This is a genomic window from Amycolatopsis sp. NPDC051106, from assembly GCF_040682775.1.
In the GTDB taxonomy this organism is placed as follows: domain Bacteria; phylum Actinomycetota; class Actinomycetes; order Mycobacteriales; family Pseudonocardiaceae; genus Amycolatopsis.
The window spans coordinates 34,658-57,893 of the sequence record NZ_JBFBBQ010000039.1; the positions used below are offsets into that span (position 1 = coordinate 34,658).

The 23,236-nt window shown below is 72.1% G+C and carries 23 protein-coding genes and 2 pseudogenes; 17 read left to right on the forward strand and 8 right to left on the reverse strand.

The window, feature by feature from the left end; translation table 11 throughout:
* Positions 1-137 precede the first annotated feature (137 nt).
* From AB0M83_RS26820 to AB0M83_RS26835, 4 genes and pseudogenes are all read left to right on the forward strand, one after another.
* Complete coding sequence (locus AB0M83_RS26820) at positions 138-272, forward strand: hypothetical protein (RefSeq protein ID WP_364521130.1); 135 nt, start codon at positions 138-140, stop codon at positions 270-272.
* Positions 269-1,219, forward strand: coding sequence for an SDR family NAD(P)-dependent oxidoreductase (locus tag AB0M83_RS26825; RefSeq protein ID WP_364521131.1), 951 nt, complete (start codon positions 269-271; stop codon positions 1,217-1,219). The genes AB0M83_RS26820 and AB0M83_RS26825 overlap by 4 nt, the downstream gene beginning before the upstream one ends.
* Positions 1,216-1,421 (forward strand): annotated as a pseudogene (locus AB0M83_RS26830) (DUF6480 family protein). Before AB0M83_RS26825 ends, AB0M83_RS26830 begins: the two are co-directional and overlap by 4 nt.
* A gap of 128 nt (positions 1,422-1,549) precedes the next feature.
* Positions 1,550-1,933 (forward strand): STAS domain-containing protein, encoded by a 384-nt coding sequence (locus tag AB0M83_RS26835; protein ID WP_364521132.1) that lies wholly within the window; start codon positions 1,550-1,552, stop codon positions 1,931-1,933.
* 319 nt (positions 1,934-2,252) lie between these two features.
* Here AB0M83_RS26835 and AB0M83_RS26840 read toward each other — a convergent pair whose 3' ends face one another.
* Positions 2,253-3,476 carry a glycosyltransferase gene (locus AB0M83_RS26840; protein WP_364521133.1) on the reverse strand — a complete coding sequence of 408 codons (1,224 nt, stop codon included), beginning with the start codon at positions 3,474-3,476 and terminating at the stop codon, positions 2,253-2,255.
* On the reverse strand, positions 3,473-4,249 hold the full coding sequence (locus tag AB0M83_RS26845) for a hypothetical protein (RefSeq protein WP_364521134.1): 777 nt from the start codon (positions 4,247-4,249) through the stop codon (positions 3,473-3,475). The genes AB0M83_RS26840 and AB0M83_RS26845 overlap by 4 nt, the downstream gene beginning before the upstream one ends.
* Before the next feature lie 354 nt (positions 4,250-4,603).
* Here AB0M83_RS26845 and AB0M83_RS26850 point away from each other — a divergent pair, with 354 nt between their 5' ends.
* Both AB0M83_RS26850 and AB0M83_RS26855 read left to right on the forward strand, forming a co-directional pair.
* A complete protein-coding gene (locus AB0M83_RS26850; protein ID WP_364521135.1) occupies positions 4,604-5,080 on the forward strand; it encodes a DUF4383 domain-containing protein in 477 nt (158 codons plus the stop codon).
* A gap of 73 nt (positions 5,081-5,153) precedes the next feature.
* Positions 5,154-6,374, forward strand: a complete 1,221-nt coding sequence (locus tag AB0M83_RS26855; protein ID WP_364521136.1) for a low temperature requirement protein A — start codon at positions 5,154-5,156, stop codon at positions 6,372-6,374.
* Positions 6,375-6,644: 270 nt separating this feature from the next.
* On the opposite strand, the gene AB0M83_RS26860 is transcribed toward AB0M83_RS26855, so the two are convergent.
* On the reverse strand, positions 6,645-7,637 hold the full coding sequence (locus AB0M83_RS26860) for an ester cyclase (protein WP_364521137.1): 993 nt from the start codon (positions 7,635-7,637) through the stop codon (positions 6,645-6,647).
* A 217-nt stretch (positions 7,638-7,854) separates the two neighbouring features.
* On the opposite strand from AB0M83_RS26860, the gene AB0M83_RS26865 reads away from it, so the two are divergent.
* Positions 7,855-9,192 (forward strand): MFS transporter, encoded by a 1,338-nt coding sequence (locus AB0M83_RS26865; RefSeq protein WP_364521138.1) that lies wholly within the window; start codon positions 7,855-7,857, stop codon positions 9,190-9,192.
* Positions 9,193-9,202: 10 nt separating this feature from the next.
* Here the strand turns inward: AB0M83_RS26865 and AB0M83_RS26870 are convergent, their stop codons facing one another.
* Positions 9,203-10,153: a LysR family transcriptional regulator gene (locus tag AB0M83_RS26870; RefSeq protein WP_364521139.1), complete on the reverse strand. Its 951-nt coding sequence runs from the start codon at positions 10,151-10,153 to the stop codon at positions 9,203-9,205.
* 72 nt (positions 10,154-10,225) lie between these two features.
* Between AB0M83_RS26870 and hisD (AB0M83_RS26875) the strand changes: the two genes are divergently transcribed.
* Together hisD (AB0M83_RS26875) and AB0M83_RS26880 are read left to right on the forward strand one after the other, a co-directional pair.
* Complete coding sequence (gene hisD / locus AB0M83_RS26875) at positions 10,226-11,554, forward strand: histidinol dehydrogenase (RefSeq protein ID WP_364521140.1); 1,329 nt, start codon at positions 10,226-10,228, stop codon at positions 11,552-11,554.
* A complete protein-coding gene (locus AB0M83_RS26880) occupies positions 11,554-12,417 on the forward strand; it encodes a carbon-nitrogen hydrolase family protein (RefSeq protein WP_364521141.1) in 864 nt (287 codons plus the stop codon). Before hisD (AB0M83_RS26875) ends, AB0M83_RS26880 begins: the two co-directional genes overlap by 1 nt.
* 10 nt (positions 12,418-12,427) lie before the next feature.
* Here the strand turns inward: AB0M83_RS26880 and AB0M83_RS26885 are convergent, their stop codons facing one another.
* A complete protein-coding gene (locus tag AB0M83_RS26885; protein WP_364521142.1) occupies positions 12,428-13,423 on the reverse strand; it encodes a LacI family DNA-binding transcriptional regulator in 996 nt (331 codons plus the stop codon).
* A gap of 128 nt (positions 13,424-13,551) precedes the next feature.
* Here AB0M83_RS26885 and AB0M83_RS26890 point away from each other — a divergent pair, with 128 nt between their 5' ends.
* From AB0M83_RS26890 to AB0M83_RS26915, 6 genes are all read left to right on the forward strand, one after another.
* Complete coding sequence (locus tag AB0M83_RS26890; protein ID WP_364521143.1) at positions 13,552-14,694, forward strand: cupin domain-containing protein; 1,143 nt, start codon at positions 13,552-13,554, stop codon at positions 14,692-14,694.
* A gap of 11 nt (positions 14,695-14,705) precedes the next feature.
* Entirely contained in the window at positions 14,706-15,380 is a 675-nt protein-coding gene (locus AB0M83_RS26895; protein WP_364521144.1) for an alpha/beta fold hydrolase, read from the forward strand.
* A 10-nt stretch (positions 15,381-15,390) separates the two neighbouring features.
* Entirely contained in the window at positions 15,391-16,692 is a 1,302-nt protein-coding gene (hisD, locus tag AB0M83_RS26900) for a histidinol dehydrogenase (protein ID WP_364521145.1), read from the forward strand.
* Positions 16,689-17,453 carry an SDR family NAD(P)-dependent oxidoreductase gene (locus AB0M83_RS26905; protein WP_364521146.1) on the forward strand — a complete coding sequence of 255 codons (765 nt, stop codon included), beginning with the start codon at positions 16,689-16,691 and terminating at the stop codon, positions 17,451-17,453. Before hisD (AB0M83_RS26900) ends, AB0M83_RS26905 begins: the two co-directional genes overlap by 4 nt.
* The gene (locus tag AB0M83_RS26910) at positions 17,450-18,211 is read left to right on the forward strand and encodes an aldolase/citrate lyase family protein (RefSeq protein WP_364521147.1); all 762 of its coding nucleotides are present in this window, start codon (positions 17,450-17,452) and stop codon (positions 18,209-18,211) included. Before AB0M83_RS26905 ends, AB0M83_RS26910 begins: the two co-directional genes overlap by 4 nt.
* 111 nt (positions 18,212-18,322) lie before the next feature.
* Complete coding sequence (locus AB0M83_RS26915) at positions 18,323-18,769, forward strand: CHRD domain-containing protein (protein WP_364521148.1); 447 nt, start codon at positions 18,323-18,325, stop codon at positions 18,767-18,769.
* A gap of 389 nt (positions 18,770-19,158) precedes the next feature.
* On the opposite strand, the pseudogene AB0M83_RS26920 reads toward AB0M83_RS26915, so the two are convergent.
* A pseudogene (locus tag AB0M83_RS26920) lies at positions 19,159-20,197 on the reverse strand (IS3 family transposase).
* Positions 20,198-20,218: 21 nt separating this feature from the next.
* Positions 20,219-21,139, reverse strand: a complete 921-nt coding sequence (locus AB0M83_RS26925; RefSeq protein ID WP_364521149.1) for a LysR family transcriptional regulator — start codon at positions 21,137-21,139, stop codon at positions 20,219-20,221.
* A 72-nt stretch (positions 21,140-21,211) separates the two neighbouring features.
* Here AB0M83_RS26925 and AB0M83_RS26930 point away from each other — a divergent pair, with 72 nt between their 5' ends.
* Both AB0M83_RS26930 and AB0M83_RS26935 read left to right on the forward strand, forming a co-directional pair.
* Complete coding sequence (locus AB0M83_RS26930) at positions 21,212-21,883, forward strand: LLM class F420-dependent oxidoreductase (RefSeq protein ID WP_364521150.1); 672 nt, start codon at positions 21,212-21,214, stop codon at positions 21,881-21,883.
* A complete protein-coding gene (locus AB0M83_RS26935; protein WP_364521151.1) occupies positions 21,880-22,053 on the forward strand; it encodes a hypothetical protein in 174 nt (57 codons plus the stop codon). Before AB0M83_RS26930 ends, AB0M83_RS26935 begins: the two co-directional genes overlap by 4 nt.
* 333 nt (positions 22,054-22,386) lie before the next feature.
* Here the strand turns inward: AB0M83_RS26935 and AB0M83_RS26940 are convergent, their stop codons facing one another.
* On the reverse strand, positions 22,387-23,136 hold the full coding sequence (locus AB0M83_RS26940; RefSeq protein WP_364521152.1) for an SGNH/GDSL hydrolase family protein: 750 nt from the start codon (positions 23,134-23,136) through the stop codon (positions 22,387-22,389).
* Positions 23,137-23,236: the final 100 nt, after the last annotated feature.

The following is a 23,236-nucleotide window of genomic DNA, read 5'->3' on the forward strand; positions in this document are numbered from 1 at the left end:
GGACCCGGGCGGATTCGCGCGGTTGCCCGGACCGGGTTCCGGCCGGGCTCCGTTCCCGATCGTCCGACACCACCGACCGAGGAGTCGCCATCGAAGTTTTCACCCGGCAGGGCACCGAAAGCGGCCCAGCGACCGAAGTGCCGGACCCGTGCGTCGGAGAACCGACCGACGCGCTCGAGGACACCTCCACCGCGATCCACCTGGCCGCGCACCGCCGCGACTTGGTCCGCGAGAAGCACGACGGCGGCGTCAAGGTGGTGCTCACCCCGTGACCGGCCGGGTCGTGCTCGTCGTCGGGGCCGGCAGCGGGATCGGGCTGGCCACCGCGGCCGCCTTCGCCGCGCGAGGCGAGGCCCTTGTGCTGGTTTCGCGCAGCGCCGAGGCGCTCGAAGCCGCGGAAGCGGTGTGCCGGGCGGCCGGGACCGGTCCGGTGGACGTGGTCGCCGAGGACATCGGTGAGCCGGCCGCGGCCGCCCGGATCATCGCGCGGGTCCTGGACCGGCACGGCCGGATCGACGTCGTCGTGCACACCGCGACCGTGATGGCCTACGGCACCGTCGAGACGATGCCGGCGGATGTGTTCACCGCCGTCGTCGCCACCTCGGTGCACGGCACGCTCCACCTGGCCCGCGCGGTGCTGCCGGTCTTGCGCCGTCAGCACGTGGGCACGTTCATCGGCGTCAACTCGTTGCTGGGGTCGGTCACGGTTCCGCAGATGGGCGCCTACGCGGCCGCGAAGTGGGGACAGCGTGCCCTCTTGCGCACCCTCCAGCAGGAAACCCGCGACGAACCCGGGGTGCACGTCTGCATCGTGAGCCCCGGCAGCGTCAACACGCCCATCTACTACCAGGCGGCCAACTTCAGCGGGCGCGCCGCTCGCCCGCCGTGGCCGGTCTTGGCACCGGAACGCGTGGCCGCGGTGATCGTGCGCCTGGCCGACCGGCCCCGGCGGCACGTGTCCGTGCCGGTCGGACCGGGAAACCCGGTCGTCATCACCGGATTCCGGCTCCTGCCGCGGATCTACGACCGGCTGGCCGGCCCGCTGTTCAAGCTGGCCGCCCTCACCCGGGCGCGGCTGGCGCCCACGTCGGGCAACGTACACGGCCCGGTCCCGGGGCAAGAGCGGGCGCACGGACATTGGCCGGCCCCTCCTCGAGAACAGGTGACCACGATGAACGAACCCCACCGTGCGACCGGCCGTTCCGTGAGCGGGTCGTGACGGCGCCGGGGCCGGACAGGGTGCCGGGCCTGGAAAAGGCGGCTCGGACACCCCGCCCGACGTCGGGCAGACGTCGGGGCTGTCCCATCCGCAGCCGATGCCGTCGAAGACGATCCCGGTGATCGCGCTGGTGATCATCGGGCTCATCGTGGTGGGTGTGGCGGCGTTCTTCCTGCTGCGGGCCTTCGGCCTGTTCGGCTGAGAGGCGGTTGATCCCGGCGAAGCCCGCGGCTACGGTGGCGTCACGTGGTTGAGCACAGGCACACCACGGTTCCGCCTGGCCCGGACCCCGCCCGCCGGTAACCTCGGATTCGAGTGTGGGGAACCACGATGGCTCGCTCTTTCACCATCAACGCCGACGGCCGATCGTCGCTCGACGTGAAGACCTGGCATCCTCGCCCCGGCGCGGCGGTCGTGACCGTGCGCGGGGAGGTCGACCTGGCCACCGTGCCCCGGCTGGCCGACGAGCTGAACGCGCTGTGCCGGACACCCCACCACCAGGTGCTCGTCGATCTGAGCGGGGTGGGTTTCCTGTCGGCGTGCGGCGTCACCGCACTCCTCGACCTGGAACAGCACTGCCGGCTGGCGTCGACCGGCCTTTCGACGATCGCCTCTCCGGTGGTCCGGCGGCTCTTCGGGCAACTGAATCTCGCCGAGCGGTTCGGCATGGCGGAGAGGTTCCGGATCGTCCCGGCGCGGTTCGGGCCGTTCTAGGAAGGACCCGGACCTGAGAGCGTCGCAGGCGGAATGCGGGCCGCGAGACAGCCGATCCGCTCCGCCGGCAGGCCGAGCCGGCTGACGTCGTCGACGATCAGGCCGTCGTCCTGCGTGTGCGGGCGAGGTGGGCACCGTCCGGGGTTCGGGTGATGATGCCGGTCTCGACACCGTGCCCGAAGACCTCACGGTCGGATCGCCGGAAGGCCGGCGGACCCGGTAGGTGATCAGGGAGGCGAGCGGGGGGCCGCCGGCAGCAGCCCGGCGTGCCCGGCCCACGTCGTGGCGTTCGCGGGCCGGGGCCGGAAAGCACCGGGGCTCAGGGTGCCTCCGCGCGGGATCGGGGCCGGCCGGCGGCCCGGTGGCCGGGGGCGGCGGCGAGGTAGGCCCGGATGGTGTCCGCGGCGACCCGGTCCCACGAATAGCGCGCGTTCGCCCGGTCCTGGCCGGCGGCGCCGTAGGCCCCGCGCAGCGCGGGATCGCCGAGCAGTCGGCGGATCGCGGTCGCCACGTCGTCCGGCCGGAGCCGGACGAGCAGTCCGGTGAAGCCGTCGACGACCGTGTCGATCAGCCCGCCGACCGCGGCGGCGACCACCGGTACCCCGCAGGCCATGGCTTCGAGGGCCACGATCCCGAACGGCTCGTACCGCGGTGTGCACACCACCACGTCCGCCGAGCGCAACAGCGCGGGCATGCCCGCCCGGGGGACCCACCCCGGCCAGCGGACGCGGTCCGCGACACCCAGCCGGCTCGCCAGGTGCCGCAACCGGCGGACTTCGGGATCGTGGACCGCCCGCCCGCCTTCCGGGCCGCCGGCCACGACAAGTTCGGTGTCCGGCAGGTGGGGCAGCGCGGCGATCACGACGTCGAATCCGTTGCGGGGCAGGAGTTTTCCGGCGCTCACGATCCGGTGTTTCGCCGTGCGCCGGGCCCGCAGGCCTTCGCCGGAGAACCAGTCGAGGTCCACGCCGCGGGGCACCACGGAGATCCGGTCGCGGGGCACGCCGAGCCGGACCAGCTCGAGCACCTCGTCCGAGCTGGCGGCGATGATCCGGCCGGCGCGCCGGCCGAGCATCCGCTCGAACCGGATCCGGTCGGCGAGGCCGGCGGGCCGCTCGCCCGGGTGCCGGTGTTCCACGCTGCCGAGCGTGGGAAAGGATTGCGTGAAGGGGATCCCGAGCTCGCCCGCTGCGAGGGCGGTCGCGATCCCGGTGACCCAGGAGTGCGCGTGGACCAGGTCGGGTGGATCCGCCTCCCACCGGTCTCGCACCGAGTCGCTGAACTCGCCGGTGAACGGCAGGAGGTCGGCTTCCGCGGCCCGGCGCGGCGGTCCGGCCGGCACGTGCACCACGCGGTACCCGGCCGCTGTGTCCACTTCGGACCGGACGCTCCGGGACGCGCGCCGGGTGTGGACGATCACCTCGTGGCCGGACTTGGTCATCGCGGAGGCCAGTTCGTCTACGTGGGTGGACCGGCCGCCGGCGGGGGCCTCCCCGGCGGTGGAGGGCGGCCCGGCGTGGTCCGACACCATCGCGATCTTCACGGTCGGCCGGTGCCGAGGTCGGCGCGGTCGACCTTGCGGTGGAACCGCATCCCGGTCAGACCGCCGAGGATCGCTCCGAGCAGGGCAACGACGAGGGCCACCGCCACGCCGATGATCGTCGTGATGGTCGCGGCGTCGTCGCTGACCGGCAGTTTCGGCAGCCCGCCGACGCGGCTCACGACGTCGAACCGGTCACCGGCGATGGCGGCGAGGATCGCGACGACGACGGTGATGACGATCGTCCAGACCCACACGGCGATGCCCTGCTTCACGCCGTTGAACCGGGCCATGCGCCCGGCGACGTAGCCGCCGCAGTAGTACGCGACCAGCAGGACGGCCGCGGCGACGACGGCGCTGACGACCCCCGCGGTCCGCGTCAAGTCGGAATTCTGCGCGGCCTGTCCGGCCACTTGCCCGCTGTCGCCGGTGAGGGACAGGCCGATCAGGCCACCGATGGCGGTGAGCAGGGCGAAGAGCAGGACGGCGGTGCCGATCGCGGTCAGCCAGCCGAAGAACGCCGAGCCCCACTTGATGCCCCCGAAGCGGTCCTTCTGCCGGTGGAGGACATCCCCGCGGGAAGGCCCGGGATCGGTGTCCGCCTCGAGCCGGTCTTGGTGATCGAGGTCGGTCCGGACGTCGTCCGGGTGCTGCCCGGGACTCGCGCGGCCGGTCAGCCGGTTTCGCACCGACGGCTCCCGTCGCGGGGAGTCCTGGGTGGTGGGGTGCGCAGCGCCGCGGCCGCGGGGGTCGTCGCCTTCGCGTTCAGTGGGCATGGTGGCTCCTTCGGTGGTCCGGTGACCGGCCGGGTCGACCGACCGCCCGGTCGGCGGATGACGGCAGGACGGCAGCTCCGAGTGCCGGGACCGGAGGCGAGCGGAAGATTAAAATCGCCGGCGCGGCTTTCGCGGACGTGCTCGAGAAGGCAACACCGGACCTCCGGGTGGCACTCGCCGTCGGACACCGGGGTCTGGGGCGTGTGACCGAGCCAGGAGTGGCTCTATACCGGGCGAATGCCCTCGACCCGCCCCCTCAAACATCGGCCCGGCCAGACCTGACCGCGGCCGCTTCGCCGTTTCCGGCGGCCGTCCCCGGGTAATCGCGCACTCCGGCAGCGAACGGAGAACGCCATGCCCACCCCCATCCGCACCGACCGGCCTTCCGCCGAGCGGCGACGCCGGAGCGGGCTCGTGCAGCTCGCCGCCCTGGTGCTCGGCGTGGTCTACCTCGTGCTCGGCGTTGCCGGGTTCTTCGTGCCCGGCAACGCCGGGTCGACGTCCGCCGGTCCTTTCGGCACCCACGCGACGCAGTACACGCTGCTGATCTTCAGCGTCAGTCCGCTCTTGAACGCCTTGCACACCCTCGTCGGCGTGGCGGGCGTGGTGGCCGCCCGCAAGGTCGGCAGCACCGCGATCTACGCGCTCGCCCTCGCCGTGGGGTTCGCCGGATTCAGCGCGTACAGCGTCCTGGTGCTCGGCTTCGGCACCGGCGACCGGTTCAACCTCAACTGGGCCGATGTGATCCTGCACCTGGTCACCATGGCCGGTGCCGCGGTGCTGGCGTACGCGGCGTTCCGGATCCGGCGGACCGAGGCCGCCGGATCCTGATCACACCGACGATCGCGCCAGGGCGGGCGACCCCCGGCCGGCCGGGCCCCAGGGCCGAAGACAGGAGATGCTCGTGAGCGTGGGTACCGAACGCGAGCCGATGGTCCGCCCGCCCGCACTGCGCACCGGGCAGGAAGCGTCGGCGAGCAACCTCGAACTGTTCTTCGACCTCGCCTACGTCCTGGTCGTGAACGAGCTCGCCGTCGCCTTCCTCAAGCACCTGACGTGGTCCGGGGTCGGCACGTTCGCGGCCCTGTTCATCGCCATCTGGATGTCCTGGGTGGGATTCACCCTCTACGCCAACCGGTTCGACACCGACGACGTCCTGTTCCGGATCGGCAAACTCGCCGCGACCTTGTCCATCGCCGGGTGCGCGGCGAGCGCCGCGACCGCGACCTCGTCGTTCTCCACGCCGTTCGCGGTGTGTTTCCTCGCCGGCCGGGTGATCCTGCTGGTGCTCCACGCCCGGGCGTGGAGGCACGTCCCCGACGCCCGGAGCACCATCAGCGTCTACCTCGTGACCATCGCGGTGAGCTCCCTGCTGTGGACCGTGTCGCTGGCTTTCGACGGACCGGCGCGGTACTGGCTGTGGGGCGCGGCGGTCGCCGTCGACGCCATCGGCCCGGTCATCGCCACCTGGCGCGACAACCACCTCCCGCTGCACATGGAACACCTCCCGGAGCGGTTCGGCCTCTTCGTGATCCTGGTCCTCGGGGAAGCGGTGGGCGGCGCGGCCATCGGCGTGCACGACGCCGAGTGGGGTGCCGCCGCGGTCGCTGTCGGGGTCGCCGGGTTCGTCATCGCGGCCGCGATGTGGTGGATCTACTTCGACACCGCCGCCGCCGTGGGGGCCGCCGCGTTGCGCCGGCGCGACGACGAATCCCGCGACGGCACGCCTGCCGACGAGCGGCACGACCTGTTCGTCTACGGCCACCTGCCGCTCGCCCTGGGCGTCGTCATGGCCGGCGTCGGCGTCGAAGAGCTCGTGCTGCACCCCGGGGCAGCGCTGCCGTCGGGGGGCGGCTGGGCCTTGGCCGCCGGCGTCGCCCTCTTCCTGACCGGAACCGCCCTCGTCCTCGGCGGCAGCAGCCGGTCCTGGCGGGCGATCTGGCCGTGGCCCGTCGCTGCTGTCCCGCTCGCGCCGGCCGCGGCCGCGTTCGGGCACCACCGAGCCCTGCTGCTCGTCGCGGGACTGGCACTGCTGTGTCTCGGCCTGGCCGTGCGAGGAACGGTCGTCCGCCGCAACGGTGGCTCGGACCCGGTGGCGCGGAAGACACCTCGTACCCCGGTCTAGGTCCTGACGATTCGGAGATCCCGAAGTCCTTCGCCACCTGCTTCAACCGGGCCTCGCCGCGGCGGGCTACGGCGACGACGTCCTCACGGAACTCACGGGGGTAGGGCTTGGGCACGGTGACATCCTTCAGGCGAGGCAGAAGCCTCACAGGTGAGGCGTCAACCAAACCCTGAGCAGACCCGGCAGTCTCACAGCCGTCGCAGGCCTCGACCCGTCCCGTCGATCCGCGTAAACCGTTGCGGTGAAACGTGTTTGTTCCTCCGGAAATCGTCAGTAGATGTTGGTGTCGGCGAACGAGCCCTCATGGCTGTTGATCTGGGCTCGGAGCGCGAGCTGGTCGAACACCCGGACCTCACGCACGATCCGGCCGTTCTGGACGAGGAACTGGGACACGCCGAGCAGGTCGACCGGCTGGCCGGTCAGGGGGCCGAACTCGGGGACCCCGCGGTACGAGCCCTTCATCACCCAGCACACCGCGATGCGGAGCCCCGCGTAGCGTTCGGCGTGGTGGGCCTGGACGTCGCGGACCTCGAACCGGGCGTCCGGGAACGGCGCGACCTGGCTGAGCAGGTCCCGCTGGTAACCGTCGGGGCGGAGCACGGTCCGGTCGCCCACCGTGTGCAGGAACAGGTCGCGGTGCATGAAGTCGGTGACCTTGTGCAGGCGCCGCGCGTTCCACACCTCCGCCAGGAACTCGAGCACCATCTCGCACTCGGGCCGGTGGTCGTCGGGGCGGGGCCCGCTGTCGCCGGCGGCCAGGACGTCGGCCGGAGCCGGCTGGGTCATGGAGCCCTCGTACCCGCGGAAGCGCAGCCCGCGCGCGACCTCGGCCGGGTCCAGCCCGAGCTGCAGGCAGTCGGCCAGGTCGTCGCGGACGACCCACTCTTCCACCATGCGGCCTCGCCGGTAGAGGCAGTTGGCGACGGTGCGCTTGCGGATGGGCGTGGGGACACCGCCGACGATGTGGGTGTCGCTGGAGAAGACGAGGTGGGAGCTGAGGAACGCGTCGTCGCCGCGGGCCTCCCAGACGACGTCCTCGGCCTGGCCCACGTGCTGCGGCACCTGGGCGATCCGCATCAGGCTGCCCTCGACGACGCCGTCCCGGCCGACGACCGTGCCGAGGCCGCCGTGGACGATCGAATCGGGTTCGTAGTTGTCGGCGATGTAGGAGATGTCGCGCTGGACCCAGATTCGGTCGGTCACTTCGCGGATGAAGTCGTCCGGGTCCTCGTAGGGCCGGTAGGCGACCGGATCGAGTGGCATGGTCTTCCTTCCGTGGAACAGGTCGGGCTCCGAGCACTGTATCCGTATGCATTTGCGACGGCAAGACGGGCGCGCGACCTGCGTCAGGGCCGGAATTCGGCGCTTGATCTCGGCGAACGGGGCGGAGTTGAAGCTTGACCCCCTGGTCGACGCGACCTACCGTGCCTCCCATACGTATGCAAGCGGGGCTCCCCCGCTGTGGCACAATGGAGGTGTCATGTCCATCGTCGCGCCGACCGCAGCCACGTCCGCCGGTACCGCCGGACGTCGGAAAGTGATCCGCCGCGCGATCGTCGCCGGCAGCATCGGCAACTTCGTCGAGCAGTTCGACTACGGGTTGTACGGCTACATGGCACCGGTCCTCGCCTCGTCGTTCTTCCCGGCGACCGACCGCACCGCGAGCGTGCTGAGCGCGTACGCGGTGATCGCCATCGCCTGCCTCGTGCGGCCGCTGGGCGGGACGCTCCTCGGCCGGTGGGGTGACCGGTTCGGCCGCAAGCGCATCCTCCTGTGGACGATCCTGTTCATGGGGATCTCGACGGCCCTGATCGGGGTCCTGCCCACCTACGGCCAGATCGGGCTGGCCGCGCCGATGATCCTGCTGGTGCTGAGGGTCGTGCAGGGCATGGTGGCGGGCGGCGAGTACGTCGGCGCGGTCGCGTTCGTCGTCGAGTGGGCGGAGCCGCGGCGCCGGGGCTTCTACACCTCGTTCGCGTCCAACAGCTGCTTCCTCGGCATCCTCGCCGGCGCCGGCGTGGCCGCGCTGATGAGCGCCGTGCTCGACGACGCGGCGTTGCACAGCTACGGCTGGCGGATCCCGTTCCTGGCGGTGCTGCCGCTGTGCCTGATCGGGGTCTGGCTGCGGCGCCGCATCGACGAGACGCCGGAGTTCATGGCCGCCACCGAGCACGGGACCAACGTCGTCGCGGCGCCGTTCCGGGAGGCGCTGCGGTCGCAGTGGCGGCCGATCCTCGTCTTCTGCGGCGCTTCGATCATGTTGGCGATCCTGTCCTACACCTGGGTCACCTTCTACCCGGAGTACCTGTCCGACAACCTGGGCCTGCCGAAGTCGGCGGCCTGGCTGTCGAACGCGATCTCGGTCGCCGTGCTCATCCCGCTGCTGCCGCTCGCCGGCGCGATCTCCGACCGCGTCGGCCGCAAGCCGATGCTGGTCGCCGGGGCGCTGTGCTGCATCTTCCTGGTACCGCTGGCGTTCTGGGTGGGCCAGACGGGCACCTTCGGGGGCGCGGTGGCCAGCCAGCTGATCTACATCGTCCCGGAGTTCTTCCTGACCGGCATCGTCACGGTCTGCGCGGCGGAGCTGTTCGCCACCCGGACCCGGTTCAGCGCCAGCTCGATCGCCTACAACAGCTCGTTCTCGATCTTCATGGGCATCACGCCGTTCGTCGCGACACTGCTGGTCTCGACGTTCGGCACGATCTACGCCGTGTGGGTCTACCTCGCGGTGGCCGCGGTGCTGGCGCTCGTGGTGATCACCGTGTTCATGAAGGAGACGTTCCGCAGCGAGCTCTCCGCCGACAAGTTCGCCCGCTGACGGCGTTCGGTCACGGCTCCGGCGGTCCCTGTGCGGGCAGGGGCCGCCGGTGTTCGAGCGTGGAGTTGCGCAGCAGCAGGTCCACGGCGAGCCGGGCGAGCTCCGCGGTGGCGGGGGAGAGCTGCGTGTGCTGCCGCCGGACCAGCGCGAACGTGTTGTGCAGGGGCGGGTCGAAGGTCGTGGTGTGCAGGCGCAGGCCTTCCGTGCGGAGGAGCCGTTCGGCCACCGCGCGGGAGAGGTACGTGTCGCCGACCCCGCGGGCGACCAGGTGCAGCGCGGCCTGGGCCTGCTCGACCTCGATGACCGGCTCGAGCCGCACCCCGGCGAGCTGGGCGCGCTCGGCGAGCTGCAGCCGGTCCGGGTCCGCCCAGCCGGCGTGCGCGTCGTAACAGACCAGCCGGCGCCCGGCCAGGGTGGTGATGTCCACCGGCGCCCCGACGTGGGCCGGATCGGCCGACACGTAGAGGACCTCGTCGCGCGCGAGCGGGGTGATCTCCAGCCCGGCGGGGGTGACCGGCAGGACGACGATGCCCGCCTCCAGGTCGCCGGCCGCGACAGCCTCGGCGACCAGCGCGGCGTTGACCCCGACCAGGCGGACCCGCACGGCCGGGTGCGCGGTGGCGAACCGCTCGCCGAGCTCCGCGAGCAGGTAGAAGTCCGCGTTGCGGAACAGGCCGAACGAGGCCACTCCGCCGGTCAAGCCCCGCACCGCTTTCACCGTGTCCTCGGCGTTCTCCGCCGCGCTCACGGTTTGCTGCGCGTGCGGCAGCAGCTGCACGCCCGCCGGGGTCAGAGCGAGCCGTCGCCCGCCCCGGTGGAACAGCTGCAGGCCGCACTCCTCCTCCAGCCGGCGCACCAGCTCCGAGATCGCCGCCTGGCTGTAGCCGAGCGCGGTTCCCGCGGCCGTGAACGAACCGAGCCGCGCCGTCGCGACCAGCGCTCGCAACTGCGTCAGTGTCACAAGGGAATCCTATAGCTCATCCAACGAAAGACAAGGTGGTCCTGTGGCAGTGACGGAACTAGCTTTCGGGGCATGTACTTCACCGAAGCCATCCAGCGTCGTTTCGCCGGCCGGTTCACGGCCGTCAAGCAGCCCGCGGCCGGGGGAGCCCCGGCCCAGCGCGACCCCGCGGTCATCGAGACGGTGACCCGCATGCTCGGCCGGATCCGCGCCGAGGGACTCGACGCCGTGACCCGGTACGCCGCCGAGCTCGACGGGTACGACGGCCGGCCGCTGGAGATCTCGCGCGAGGAGATGCGCCGCAGCGGCGAGTCGCTGCCCGGAGACCTCCGCGCGGCGATCGAGCTCGGCGCCGCCCGCACCGCCGCGTTCGCGAAGGCGTCCCGTGCCGCGCTGAAGGACCTCGAGGTGGAACTCGAGCCGGGGCTCGTCGCCGGGTACCGCCACGTCCCGGTGCAGCGCGTCGGCGCCTACCTCCCTGCGGGCCGGTTCCCGCTGACCGCGAGCGCGTTCATGACCGTCAACGTCGCCAAGGCCGCCGGGGTCCCCTCGGTCGTGGCGTGCACCCCGCCGCAACCGCACGGCGGCCCCAACCCCGCCGTGCTCTACGCCGCCTACGTGTCCGGAGTGGACCGCGTCTTCCTTCTCGGCGGTGTGCAGGCGCTGGCGGCGATGGCCCACGGCCTGGTCGGCGACGCCCCGGTGGACATGCTCGTCGGCGCGGGCAACGCGTTCGTGGCGGAGGCCAAGCGGCAGCTGTTCGGCACCGTCGCGATCGACCTGCTCGCGGGTCCGTCCGAGGTCGCCGTGATCGCCGACGAGACCGCCGATCCCGAGCTCGTCGCGGCCGACCTGCTCGGACAGGCCGAGCACGGGCCGGACTCGCCCGCGGCGCTCGTCACGACCAGCGCCGAGCTCGCGAGCCGGGTCGCCGCGGAGGTCGACCGTCAGCTCGCGACCCTGGCTACCGCGCCGATCGCGGGCCCGGCATGGCGCGACCACGGCTCGATCACCGTGGCGGCGGACCGGGAGACCGCGGCGGCGCTCATGGACGACCTCGCCCCGGAGCACCTGGAGATCCAGACCGCCGCCGACGACTGGTACCACTCGCACCTGACCGCCTACGGGTCCTTGTTCCTCGGGCCCTGGAGCACCGTCGCGTACTCCGACAAGGGCATGGCCGGGACGAACCACGTGCTGCCCACCGCGGGGGGCGCGCGCCACGGCGCGGGGCTGTCGGTGTCGCGGTTCCTCCGGCCCCTGACCTACCAGCGGGTCGGCCGCGAGGCCACCCCCGCCCTCGCGGACGCCGTCGAGGTCATCTCCGCCTCGGAGGGCATGGCGGCCCACCGTGCCACGGCCACGCTCCGCACGCAGCGGCTGGCCCTGCAGGAGGTCTGATGCCCCGGCCGCTCAGCCTGGCGCTCGCCCAGGTCCCCGGCCGGCCGGCCGGGGAACTCGGTGGGTTCGCCGAGCACGCGACCGCGACGCGGCACCGGTTCCCGGGCACCCGGCTGCTGGCCTACCCGGAGCTGCACCTGACGAGCGAGTCCGATGTGGACAGCGCGGAACCGCTCACGGACGGCCCGCGGCACCGGTGCTTCGCCGCACTCGCCGGGGATCTCGGGCTGTGGCTGTGCCCCGGCAGCGTCGCCGAACTCGGGACCGACGGCCACATTTACGACACCGCCGTCGTGTACTCACCCGAGGGTGCGCTGGCCGCCGCCTACCGGAAGGTCTTCCCGTGGCGTCCGCGCGAAGAGTTCCGGCCCGGCCGGGAGTTCGTGGTGTTCCCGATCCCGGGCGTCGGCCGCGTCGGGTTGTCGGTCTGCTACGACGCGTGGTTCCCCGAAACCACCCGGCACCTGGCCTGGCTGGGCGCCGAGCTGGTGCTCAACGTGGTCCGGACCGACACCGCCGATCGCGGCCAGGAGATCGTGCTCGCCCGCGCCAACGCGACCGTCAACCAGGTGTTCGTCGCGAGCGTCAACGCGAGCGGACCGACCGGGGTCGGGCACTCGGTGCTGGCGGGCCCCGAAGGACAGGTTCTCTTCGAGCTGCCGGGTGCGGGCTCCGGGGTGCTCGCGGCCGAGATCGACCTGGACGCGGTGACGACCGTGCGCCGGCACGGCAGCTTCGGCATCACGCGCGTGTGGAACCAGCTGCGGGAGGACGACCAGCCGATCCCGCTCCCGCTCTACGGGGGCGCCTTGACCCCGGCCGCCTGGGCCGAGGCCGAGCGGCGGCGGAGCGCGCCGGTGTGAGGGCCGGGTTTCACCGCGGCGCGTGCGTCCCCCGGGGCACCAGGGCCGGGGTGAACGTCACGCGGCGCGGCGCGTCCGATGCGGCACCCGAGAGGCGTTCGACCAGCAGGCCCGCGGCGGCCTGGGCCATGCCGTCGAGGTCGTGGCGGACGGTCGTGAGGTCGAACGTCTCCCAGGCGGCCATCGGCAGGTCGTCGAACCCGATGACGGTCAGGTCGCCGGGCACGGTGAGCCCCAGCCGCCGCGCGGCGTTCATCGCGCCGATCGCGATGACGTCGTTGCCGCAGAAGACCGCGGTGGGGCGGGAGCTGTCCGCCATCAGGTCGAGCAGCCCCTGGTACCCCGTGCCGTAGTCGAACGGGCCCCGGCGCACGCCGCGCCGCGGCAGGCCGACCCCGGCCTCGGAGAGGCCGTCGCGGAAGCCGAGCTCCCGGTCCCGGCCGGTGGTGGTGTCCGCCGGCCCGCCGATCAGGCCGACGTCGGTGTGGCCGAGGCGCACGAGCTCCTCGGCGACGAGCCGGCCGCCGGCCTCGTTGTCCACGACCGCGGCGTCGGCCTTGTCGTTGCCGGTCTCCCGGTTGAGGAAGACGAACGGCAGCCCGCGGCGGGTCAGCTCGGCGGGCAGGGTGGAGCCGATCAGCGCGGTCGTGAGCACCACGCCGTCGATCGAGCGGTCGAGCAGCCGCTCGGTCTCCAGCGCGGTCTCGCTGCGCTCGGTCAGCAGCATCATCCGGTACCCGCGCCGCTCGAGCTCGTCGTGCAGGGGGCCGATCAGGTGCGGGTAGAAGGGGTTGGTCAGGTCGGTGACCACCACCCCGATGCGGCGGGTCGAGCGCGTGGACAGGCTGCGGCCCGCCTCGCTCGGCACGTAGCCCAGCGCCTCCGCCGCTTCGCGCACCCGCGCGCGCGTGGCCTCCGAGACCCGGTGATCCCCGCGCAGCGCACGGGAAACCGTGGGCTGGGAGACTCCGGCGAGCCGGGCCACGTCATGGCTCGTGATGGACATCGGCGGCCTTTCCGGCGGTGGGCTGTGCATACGCATCCTAGCTGAACTTCCGCGGAAGAGAGCTTGACACGCGGGTGTTCGCGATGCTGTCATGCATACGTATTAACAACAACTTTCCGGAGGTTGTCATGGTCAGCGGCGAAGGGTGGGTCCCGGCTGAGGAGCTGCAGCGGCGGACGATCCGGCGGAGCGACTTCGTGTCCTGCAACCAGGCGTTCATCGACTGCCGGACGCCGGGCTCGGACCGCAAGGAGAACTATTCGATGATCGGCCCGGGGGTGACCCAGAACCCGAACCAGGTCGTGAACCTGCGCGAGCCGCACGGGTTCAACATCGGCGCCGCCGCGATGCCACAAGGCATCACCAACAACCTGCACCTGCACTTCACCGCCGAGGTGTTCCTCTGCTTCCGCGGCGAGTTCCTGCTCCGCTGGGGCGCCGACGGCGACGAGGGCGAGCTGGTGCTCCGCGAGGGCGACATCGCCTCGATCCCGACGTGGATCTTCCGCGGCTTCACCAACATCGGCCCCGACGACGGGTGGCTGTTCACCGTCCTCGGGCACGACGACACCGGCGGGATCATCTGGGGCCCGTCGGTGCTGCGGGAAGCCGAAGGGCACGGCCTGCACCTCACCGCGGACAACCGGCTCGTCGACACCCAGGCGGGCGACGAGGTGCCGGACCCGGCCGAGCTGGTCCGCCCGATGGCCGCCGACGACATCGCCGCGCTGCCGTCCTACGACGCGGCGAAGCTGCGCCGGCGGGTGGCGACCACCGGCGACCTCCAGTGGTCGGCGCGGGCCCTGCTGGGGAGTGTGCTGCCCGGCGGGCGCGCCGAGCTGGCCCCGGTGATCGGCTTCGGCATGACCGAGGACCGCGACCAGGAACCGCGGATCTACCAGCCGCACGGGCACAACGTGGCCTGGCTGCGCGCCGCGCCGGGGGAGGGCGTGCCGCTCCACCGCCACGACGAGACCCAGGTCCTGCTGGTGAAGGACGGCGAATGGGAGGTCACGCTCAACCGGCACGACGAGGTGAGCGTCCGCCTCGGGCCGTGGGACATGCTGTCCGTGCCGCGCGGGGCGTGGCGCAGTGTCCGCAACGTCTCCGACGACACGGCGAGCCTGCTCGTCGTCAACAGCGGGGACGGGCGCGTGCGCCTGGAGTGGGACGAGGAGGTCGTCAAGGCGGCCGCCGACGCCGGGGTGGGCGTGGACCCCAACGGCTACCTGGCGCCCTTCCACCTGCTGCCGCGGCCGGCCGGGCGGTGACGCCGCCGCCGGTGGTGCTGGTCCCCGGGATGCTCTGCGACGCCGGCCTGTGGGCCGGCGTCGAGCCGCACCTCCCGGGACCGGTGGTGCACGCGGCGATCACCGCCCCGCACCTCGGCGGCATGGCCGAGCAGATCCTCGCCGCGGTGGACGGGCCGTTCGTGCTCGCCGGGCTGAGCCTCGGCGCGATCGCCGGGTTCGAGGTCGCCCGCCGCGCACCCGGAAGGCTGGCCGGGCTCTGCGCCGTGTCGACCAACGCCGGCGCGCCCACCCCGGAGCAGCTGGCCGGCTGGGCGGAGCTCGACCGCCGCACCGCCCGCGGTGACTTCGAAGCGGCCGTGACCGAACGGATCCTGCCGGCGATGTTCGCCGAGCCGGATGCCGTGCCGCACCAAGCTTTCCTGGACATGGCCCGGCGGGTGGGGCCGGCCGTGTTCCGCGCCCAGCTGGCCGCCCAGGCCACCCGGCGCGACGCCCACGACGCGCTCGCGGGTTTGTCATGCCCGGTCCTGGTGCTCTGCGGCGAGCGGGACGCGCTCTGCCCGCCGGCCTTCCACCACACCATCGCCGCGCACGCGCGCGACGCCACCCTCCAGGTGCTCCCGGACGCCGGGCACCTCCTGACGCTCGAGGCACCGGCCGCCGCGGCCACCGTGCTGCGCGACTGGCTCGCACCCATCCACTGAAGGAGATCCCATGCCGAAGGTCCTGAAGTCCGCCGTCCCCGCCGAGCAGGTCGCGGCCGGGCGGGACGACGTCGCCGAGCGCGTCCGCGCGATCATCGCCGACATCCGGGAGCGCGGTGATGCCGCGGTCCGCGACTACTCGGCGAAGTTCGACTCGTGGTCGCCCGAGTCGTTCCGCGTTTCCCCGGAGCAGGTCGAGGAGATCCTCGCCCGGGTGCCCGCCCAGGTGCTGGCGGACATCCGGTTCGTGCAGGACCAGGTGCGCACCTTCGCGCAGCACCAGCGCGACTCGCTCAAGGAGTTCGAAGTCGAAACCCTGCCGGGAGTCCACTTGGGACAGAAGCACGTCCCGGTGGCCGCGGCGGGGGCCTACGTCCCCGGCGGCCGGTACCCGCTCACCGCGTCGGCGCACATGACGATCGTGACCGCGAAGGTCGCCGGCGTGCCCCGGGTGGCCGCGTGCACCCCGCCGATCCGCGGCGAGGTGCCGGACGCCACCGTCGCCGCCATGCACCTGGCGGGCGCCGACGAGATCTACCTGCTCGGCGGGGTGCAGGCCGTGGCCGCCCTCGCCGCCGGCACCGAGACGATCGGGCGGGTCGACCTGATCGCCGGCCCGGGCAACGCCTACGTCGCCGAGGCCAAGCGGCAGCTGTTCGGCGAGGTCGGCATCGACCTGTTCGCCGGGCCGACCGAGGTGCTGATCGTCGCCGACCACACGGCCGACCCGTTCGTCGTCGCGGTGGACCTGCTGTCGCAGGCCGAGCACGGGCCGGACTCGCCGGCGGTGCTGATCACGACGTCCGCCGGCCTCGCGCGGGAGGTGCTCGACCACGTCGAGGCGCTGCTGCCCGGGATGCCCACCCGCGACTTCGCGGAGCCGGCGTGGCGCGACCACGGTGAGATCCACGTGGTCGACTCCGTCGACGAGGCGTTCGCCCTGGCCGACACGTACGCGTCCGAGCACGTCCAGGTGCTCACCGAGCAGCCGCGGCAGGCGCTGGAGAAGATGCGCGACTACGGCGCTCTGTTCCTCGGCCCGGGCACCTGCGTGTCCTACGGCGACAAGGTGATCGGCACCAACCACGTCCTGCCCACGCGGGGCGCCGCCCGGTACACGGGCGGGCTCTGGGTCGGCAAGTACCTGAAGACCGTCACCTACCAGGAGGTCACGAGCAGCGAGTCGAGCGTGCGGCTCGGCGAGGTCTGCGGGCGCGCCGCGCGGGTCGAGCTGTTCGAGGGCCACGCCCGCTCGGGCGACGTCCGTGCGGCCGAGTTCCGCCGGGGCGAGCTGTCGTGGAACCCGGCGTGACGGGTCCGCTCGCGGGCCGCACCGCGCTCGTCACCGGCGGGGGCAACGGCCTGGGCCGCGCCATCGCCGGGGCGCTCTCGGGCGCGGGCGCCCGGGTCGTGGTGACCGGGCGCAACAAGGTGACCCTCGACGAGACGGTGGCGGCGCTGCCGGGGCCGGGCCGGGCCGCGGTGTGCGACGTGGCCGACCCGGACTCGGTGACCGCGCTGGCGGCGGAGCTGGCGGACGAGGAGATTTCGGTGCTGGTCAACAACGCCGGCGTCGCGGGACCGGTCGCGGAGCTGGTCGACGTCGAGCCGGCCGAGTGGGACGAGGTCTTCGCCGTCAACGTGCGCGGGGTGTACCTGGTCTGCCGGGCCTTCCTGCCCGCCATGACCGCGCGGCGCGCGGGCGACGTCGTCAACATCGCGTCGGTGAGCGGGAAGCGGCCACTGCTGCGGCGGACGCCGTACTGCGCGTCCAAGATGGCGGTGCTCGGATTGACGGCCACGCTCGCGGGTGAGGTGGGACCGCTCGGGGTGTCAGTGAACTCGCTGTCGCCGGGGCCGGTCGAGGGGCCGCGGATGGACCGCAACTTCCGGCTGGAGGCCGAGCGCACCGGCGTGACCTACGACGAGGCGGAGCGGGCGTTCACGAGCCGCGCGGCGCTCGGCCGGATGGTGACGGAGTCCGAGGTGGCGGCCGCCGTGCTCGCGATGCTGCAGATGCCGGGGCTGTGCGCCGCCGACATCGACCTGTCGGCGGGGATGGTGGCTCGGTGAGCACGCTGAAACACCGGTTGCGCGCGGGGGAGCGGCTGCTCGGCGGGCTGCTGCGGCTGCCGTCGGAGCCGCTCGTCGAGCTGGCCGGCGTGGCCGGGCTGGACTTCGTGGTGCTCGACTGCGAGCACGGGCCCGCCGATCTGGTGCCGGTGCAGCAGCACGTCGTAGCGGCCCAGGCGCACGGACTCGGCGTGCTGGTCCGGGTCGGGGCGGCCGAGCCCGCGCTGGTGCTCCGGGTGCTCGACCTGGGGGCGGACGGGGTGATCGTGCCGCACGTCGACACCGCGGACCAGGCCCGCTCCGCCGTCTCCGCCGCGCACTACCCGCCCCTGGGCGAGCGGGGTTTCGCAACGTACAGCCGAGCCGGCCGGTTCGGCGCGCGCGGTGTCGCGGACCACCTGGAACACGCCGCGGAGACGACGATCGTCGTGCCGATGATCGAGACACCCGCGGCGTGCGCCGCGGCCCCGGAAATCCTCGCGGTGCCGGGCGTCGACGCGGTCCTCGTGGGGCCGGCCGACCTGTCCGTCGCCATGGGACTCACCGGCGGCGCCTCCGAGCCCCGGGTCGCCCGCGCCGCGGCGGAGGTCGCGCGGGAGGCGGAGCGGGCGGCCAAGCCGATGATGAGCATCGTGGGAACCGTGGACCAGGCCCGGCAGGCCCCGCCGGGCGCGGTGGTCTACAACCTGGCGCACGTGCTGCTTCACACGTTCTCGGGCCTCACCGCAGCGCGGCCCCGCCCGGCGGGACGAGCCTGACGGTTCCTCGTCTCCGGTCGGTGAGCCGTCGGCGACGCAACGCCTCCACCCACCGGGCCCTCGCGTCCAACCGGCTCAACGAACTCAACGACGTTGTGACCAGCACAGGCGATGACCCGGAGCTGGAAGCGGCCGCGGCCGTCGACACCTGTCGCGGGTCGGTGGACTACTGGTTCGCGTGGAACCGGTACTGGGAAGCCGACCGTGGGGCACGTCCACCAGGGTGTAGCGGGCGTGAACGGTGACGTGAAGGTGCCGCTGTTCACCACCGCCGTCCCGGAGAACATCTTCGCCGTCGCGGGCTCCGTCCCCTCGGTCTCGCGCGACGTCACGTCCGCCATCCAGGCGAAGCCGTCCGGGTTCTACACCAACCTGCACACGGCCGACGAACTGCTGGACGTCGGACGTTTGGACGACCTGGTCGGCTTCGGCGTGGGGCTGCTACACGCCGTACCGCGCGGCCGCCCCGGTGCCGGACGCCAATGGCCGACACCGACGACGGCTACTACCGCTGCTCGATCAAGCCGGCCGCAGGGACGGCCGCGACGACGGCGATGAACGTTCGATGTGACGTCGATGGCAACCGCGGCCAACTGCGCGTCGGACCTGTCCTGACCGGAATGCCATGTTGATCGGGTCGGTCACGGACGAAGGAACGCTCAGAACGGCGTTACGCAGCCCGGCTGACAAGGTTGCGACGGCGCGGCCGGTGAGCGGACGATTCCCCCTAACGGTCGTTGAGGAGGATGCAGTGGGGGGGTTCTCGGCGCGTGTGGCCGCGGAACAAGCGCGGGAATACCTTCTCGGCAGTGATGTCGGTCCGGATACGGCTGTGGTCACTGTCGGGCAGTGACTGGATATCTGGTTGGAGATGCGCCATAATCTGAGCTTCTCCACTCGGCGGCGGGTCTGCCCAGACTTCGGTTGACACCGGAGCTGACTATTTCTCAGGCCGCTGACGCGGTCGTGTAGATGGTCTCAAACTCGACCGGGGTGAGCTTGCCCAGCCCTCGTTGCCGGCGTTTGCGGTGGTACTTCGTCTCGATCCAGGACACGATCGCCAACCGGAGCTCCTCGCGGGTGCGCCAGCGCCGTGTGTCGAGAACATTCTTTTGCAGCAACGAAAAGAACGACTCCATCGCGGCGTTGTCACCGCAGGCGCCGACCCGGCCCATCGACCCGGTCAGCCCATGGCTGCGCAGCAGGCGCTGGTAGGCCGCTGACCGGAATTGGGCGCCGCGGTCGGAGTGGACGACCGTGCCGGCTGGGTCGCGGAGCGCGATCGCGTTGCGCAGCGCGCTGGGGGCGAGTGAGGCTCGCATGTGCGAGGCGATGGAGTATCCGACGATCTTGTCGGAGTAGCAGTCCTTGACCGCACACAGGTACAGCTTGCCCTCACCGGTGGGATGCTCGGTGATGTCGGTCAACCACGTCACGTTCGGTGCGTCGGCGGTGAAGTTCCGGCGGATGAGGTCGTCGTGCACCGGCGGCCCCGCCTTACGCCGGCGTGAATCTCGAGCGCGGCGTTGATCAGATACGCGTCGTCGACGTCCCGCTGCGAGACCGGAGCTGCGCACCACTGGTAGTAGGCCTGCCGGGAGATCCCCAGCACCCGGCACGTCACCGCGACCGACACCCGCACGGGGGCGTCGGCCGCGGCCAGGTCACGGACGAGCGGGAAGGCTATTTTCCCGGCAGGTTGCCCTGAGCCAGGTAGGCCGCGGCCTTGCGCAGGACCTCGTTCTCCTGCTCCAGCAGCCGGTTGCGCTTGCGTAGTTCCCGCAGCTCGGCGGACTCTTCGCGGGTCACTCCGGGCCGCTTGCCGTCCTCGACGTCAGCCGCGCGCAACCAGTTCGCCGGACATCCCTCGGAGATCCCGAAGTCCTTGGCGACCTGCTTCAACGGGGCCTCACCACGACGGGCGACGGCGATCACGTCTTCGCGGAACTCACGGGGTAGGGCTTGGGCACGGTGACATCCTCTCAAGCGAGGCCGAAGCCTCACACGTCAGGTGTCAACCAAACCCTGGGCAGACCCGTCCTCGTCGCGGAAGGCCGCCACCACGCATTTGACCGCACTGCTAGCCGTCTTCGGGGCGACGACGACGCTGCCACCGATCGTCATCTCCGGCTTGAGCGGAATCGCTCGGATGCGGGTCGAGCGAATCTCGGCTATCTGGTCGGCCGGTAATACCGTCCAGCTCTGTGGCTCCGAGCCGACTTCGACGATCGTGTCCTGGAGCGTGCCCGTCGGCCGGCCGGCCCTCGGGTGCAGCCCGGTGCTGTGCAAAGCCGAGACCACAGCGTCGTGCAGCAGTGGGTCGTACTCGCGAGCCGGGACGCGCAGCGTGTCGTCGGCCAGCTCGGCCAAGCCGACGGCCTCCTGCTCCGCGGCCGGGTGGTGCCGGGACACCACCGCGAACAGGCGCTCGCTCCACGTCGGCAGCACCTCCAACCCGGGTACGGAACGCACGCCTCGAATCAACGCCAGGTCGAGGTCACCTTGCCCGAGTGCGTCGAGCCGCGCTTCGACCGGTAGATCCACCAGCACGACGTCGAACTCCGGCGCCCGGCCGCGGAGAGCGTCGATTCCACGTTCCAGCCGGGCCGTCATGCCGGCGGCGGTGCCGATGCGCACGGTCGCCATGACCTGCTGCGCCGCGATCCGCACCTGGCCGGCCGCGGCGAGCGTGCCGCGCGCCGCGTCGAGCACGCGTTGCCCGGCCGCGGTGAGCCGGACCCGCCGGGGCGACCGGTCGAGCAGCCGAACCCCGAGTTCCCGCTCCAGCCGGGCGATCTGCTGGCTGACGGCCGGTTGCGCGACGTGCAGACGCTCGGCCGCCCGGCCGAAGTGCAGCTCTTCAGCGACGGCGACGAAATAGCGCAGCGCCCGCAACTCCACGGTCCCGCCCTCGGCCGATCTCGACAATAAGGCGAGCTTATCGCAGCACGTGCCGATTGGCGCTGGTTCGCGCCGCCAACCGATGCTGAAGTCGTGATCATGACAATCGAACTGGGACCGCTCGGCGCCTATCTGACCGCCGCCGAGGCGACCGCGGCGGACGCCGTCGCGCTGGAGGCAGCCGGCTACGACGCCATCTGGGTGGCCGCGTCGCCGACTGCGGATCTCCTCACGGCGGAGCGGCTGCTCGACGCCACCAACCGGATCGTGGTCGGCACCAGCGTGCTCAACGTGTGGCAGGAAGACGCGGAGGAGGTCGCGGATTCCTACCACCGGATCGCCGGGAAACACACCGACCGGCTCCTCGTCGGCATCAGCGCCGGCCACCGCGAGATCGACGCCGGGTACGCGTCCCCGCTGGCGAAGGTGGCGAGCTATCTGGACACCCTCACCGCGGCTGGTGTGCCCGCCGACCGCGTGCTGCTGGCCGCGCTCGGCCCCAGGATGCTCCGGCTGGCCGCCGACCGCGTCGCGGGCACACTCACGCTCCAGGTGACGCCCGAACACACCCGCCGCGCGAGGGAGGCCCTCGGACCGGACAAACTGGTGGTGCCCGGCCACGGCGTCATGCTGGACACCGACGCCGAACGGGCTCGGGCGGCCGCCAGGGCTGGTGTGCTCCCATGCTCGGTATCGCCAATTACGCCAACAACCTCAGGCGGATCGGCTACACCGACGAGGACCTCACCGCCCCCTTCGACGACCGGTTGATCGACGCGCTCGTGCTGCACGGCGACGCGACGGCCGTAGCGGCCGGCATCGACGCGGAACTGGCGGCGGGGGCGAACAACGTCGGCCTGCACGCGATGGGCGAAGACGCGATCGGCGTTTTGCGCGCAATCGCCGAGGCTGTTCGCGTCGAGAAGGTGCTGCGGATGTAGGCCGCGCTCACCAGTTTGCCCGGCGGTGGCGGCGCGTCCGGCCGATCATTGCGGAACGCGCGATTCCCGGCGTACCAGCCGACGCGGCACAACCGGCGCCGGCAGGCCGACCGCTTCGGAGTACTCGCCGCGAACAGCGAAGCGGTGGGGGTGACCGTCCCGGCCGGCCTACAGATTCCAGGCCGATGTCTCCCAGCCGTGTCCCGTTCTTCGCCATTTCCGCACGTTCGGCGCGGCACGCAGGCGGCGCCGGCCTGCTGCCTCGCGGGAGCTCAGTGGAGTACTTGCTGCGCACCGAGCGCCAGTCGAGTGGGCTTCCAGAGCTGCGGGTGATCAGCAGTTCCCGAAGTGGTTGTCCGCCGCCCAGCCGGTGTTGGCCCAGGACTGCGCCGGCGCAGGCGTGAAGCCGGGGAACAGCTTCGCCAGTTCGGCGAGCAGCCAGCCGGTGAAGCGGGCGGCGCCCTGCGGGCAGGTGTGGATCCCGTCGGCGCTGCGGTCCGCCTTGCCGTTCTTGTCCTGCTGGTAGGTGCTGCCCCACACCGCGACCGCGTCAAGCACGGTGGCCTTGCCCGAGGACGCGACTGCCCGGGCGGCGTCGGGCGCGCGGTTCAGGTCGGCCATGTGCGGCTCGTAGAAGTCGTCGGGCTTGATCGGCGGCGTGGTGACGAAGACCAGTTTCGCGCCGGCGCCGGTCACGGTCGTCAACAGCTTTCCGTAGCCGGACTGTTGTTCTTCCTCACTGCCCCAGTCGTAGGTGGTGAGCTGGTACACGACGACAGCGGGGTGGGCGGAGGTGATCTGCCCAGGCAGCTTCCGCCAGTTCTCCTCGGAGAACGGTCCGACGACGTTTCCGCCGCCGTCGGCGGCGATCGACTGGAACTCGACGCCGCTCGCCTTGAACGCGGCGGCCAGGGGCAGTGCCTCGCCCGCGGCGACGGAGTCGCCGAGGAAGAGCACCTTGGCCGGTCCCGAGCCGGCCACCGGTACGGACGTCCCGGTCGTCGTGGTGGTCCCGCCGGAGCAGGCGGTGGTCAGCAGGAGCAGTCCGGCCAGGCCGAGGACGGCAATTCGTGACGTGGTCATGGCTTCGACGGTGCCGCCGCCGTGTCCCCGCGGTTCCACCGCCTTGTCGCGGTCGTGTCGCAAGAAGCCGCCGAGCCGGCCCACGATGTCCATACTGGAC

Excerpts from the sequence above, each read along its gene's own strand:
- AB0M83_RS26835 (WP_364521132.1), top strand. The coding sequence starts at position 1,550 with ATGGCTCGCTCTTTCACCATCAACGCCGACGGCCGATCGTCGCTCGAC.
- AB0M83_RS26845 (WP_364521134.1), bottom strand. The coding sequence starts at position 4,249 with ATGCCCACTGAACGCGAAGGCGACGACCCCCGCGGCCGCGGCGCTGCG.
- AB0M83_RS26850 (WP_364521135.1), top strand. The coding sequence starts at position 4,604 with ATGCCCACCCCCATCCGCACCGACCGGCCTTCCGCCGAGCGGCGACGC.
- AB0M83_RS26860 (WP_364521137.1), bottom strand. The coding sequence starts at position 7,637 with ATGCCACTCGATCCGGTCGCCTACCGGCCCTACGAGGACCCGGACGAC.
- AB0M83_RS26865 (WP_364521138.1), top strand. The coding sequence starts at position 7,855 with ATGTCCATCGTCGCGCCGACCGCAGCCACGTCCGCCGGTACCGCCGGA.
- hisD (WP_364521140.1), top strand. The coding sequence starts at position 10,226 with ATGTACTTCACCGAAGCCATCCAGCGTCGTTTCGCCGGCCGGTTCACG.
- AB0M83_RS26880 (WP_364521141.1), top strand. The coding sequence starts at position 11,554 with ATGCCCCGGCCGCTCAGCCTGGCGCTCGCCCAGGTCCCCGGCCGGCCG.
- AB0M83_RS26885 (WP_364521142.1), bottom strand. The coding sequence starts at position 13,423 with ATGTCCATCACGAGCCATGACGTGGCCCGGCTCGCCGGAGTCTCCCAG.
- AB0M83_RS26890 (WP_364521143.1), top strand. The coding sequence starts at position 13,552 with ATGGTCAGCGGCGAAGGGTGGGTCCCGGCTGAGGAGCTGCAGCGGCGG.
- hisD (WP_364521145.1), top strand. The coding sequence starts at position 15,391 with ATGCCGAAGGTCCTGAAGTCCGCCGTCCCCGCCGAGCAGGTCGCGGCC.
- AB0M83_RS26915 (WP_364521148.1), top strand. The coding sequence starts at position 18,323 with ATGACCCGGAGCTGGAAGCGGCCGCGGCCGTCGACACCTGTCGCGGGT.
- AB0M83_RS26930 (WP_364521150.1), top strand. The coding sequence starts at position 21,212 with ATGACAATCGAACTGGGACCGCTCGGCGCCTATCTGACCGCCGCCGAG.
- AB0M83_RS26940 (WP_364521152.1), bottom strand. The coding sequence starts at position 23,136 with ATGACCACGTCACGAATTGCCGTCCTCGGCCTGGCCGGACTGCTCCTG.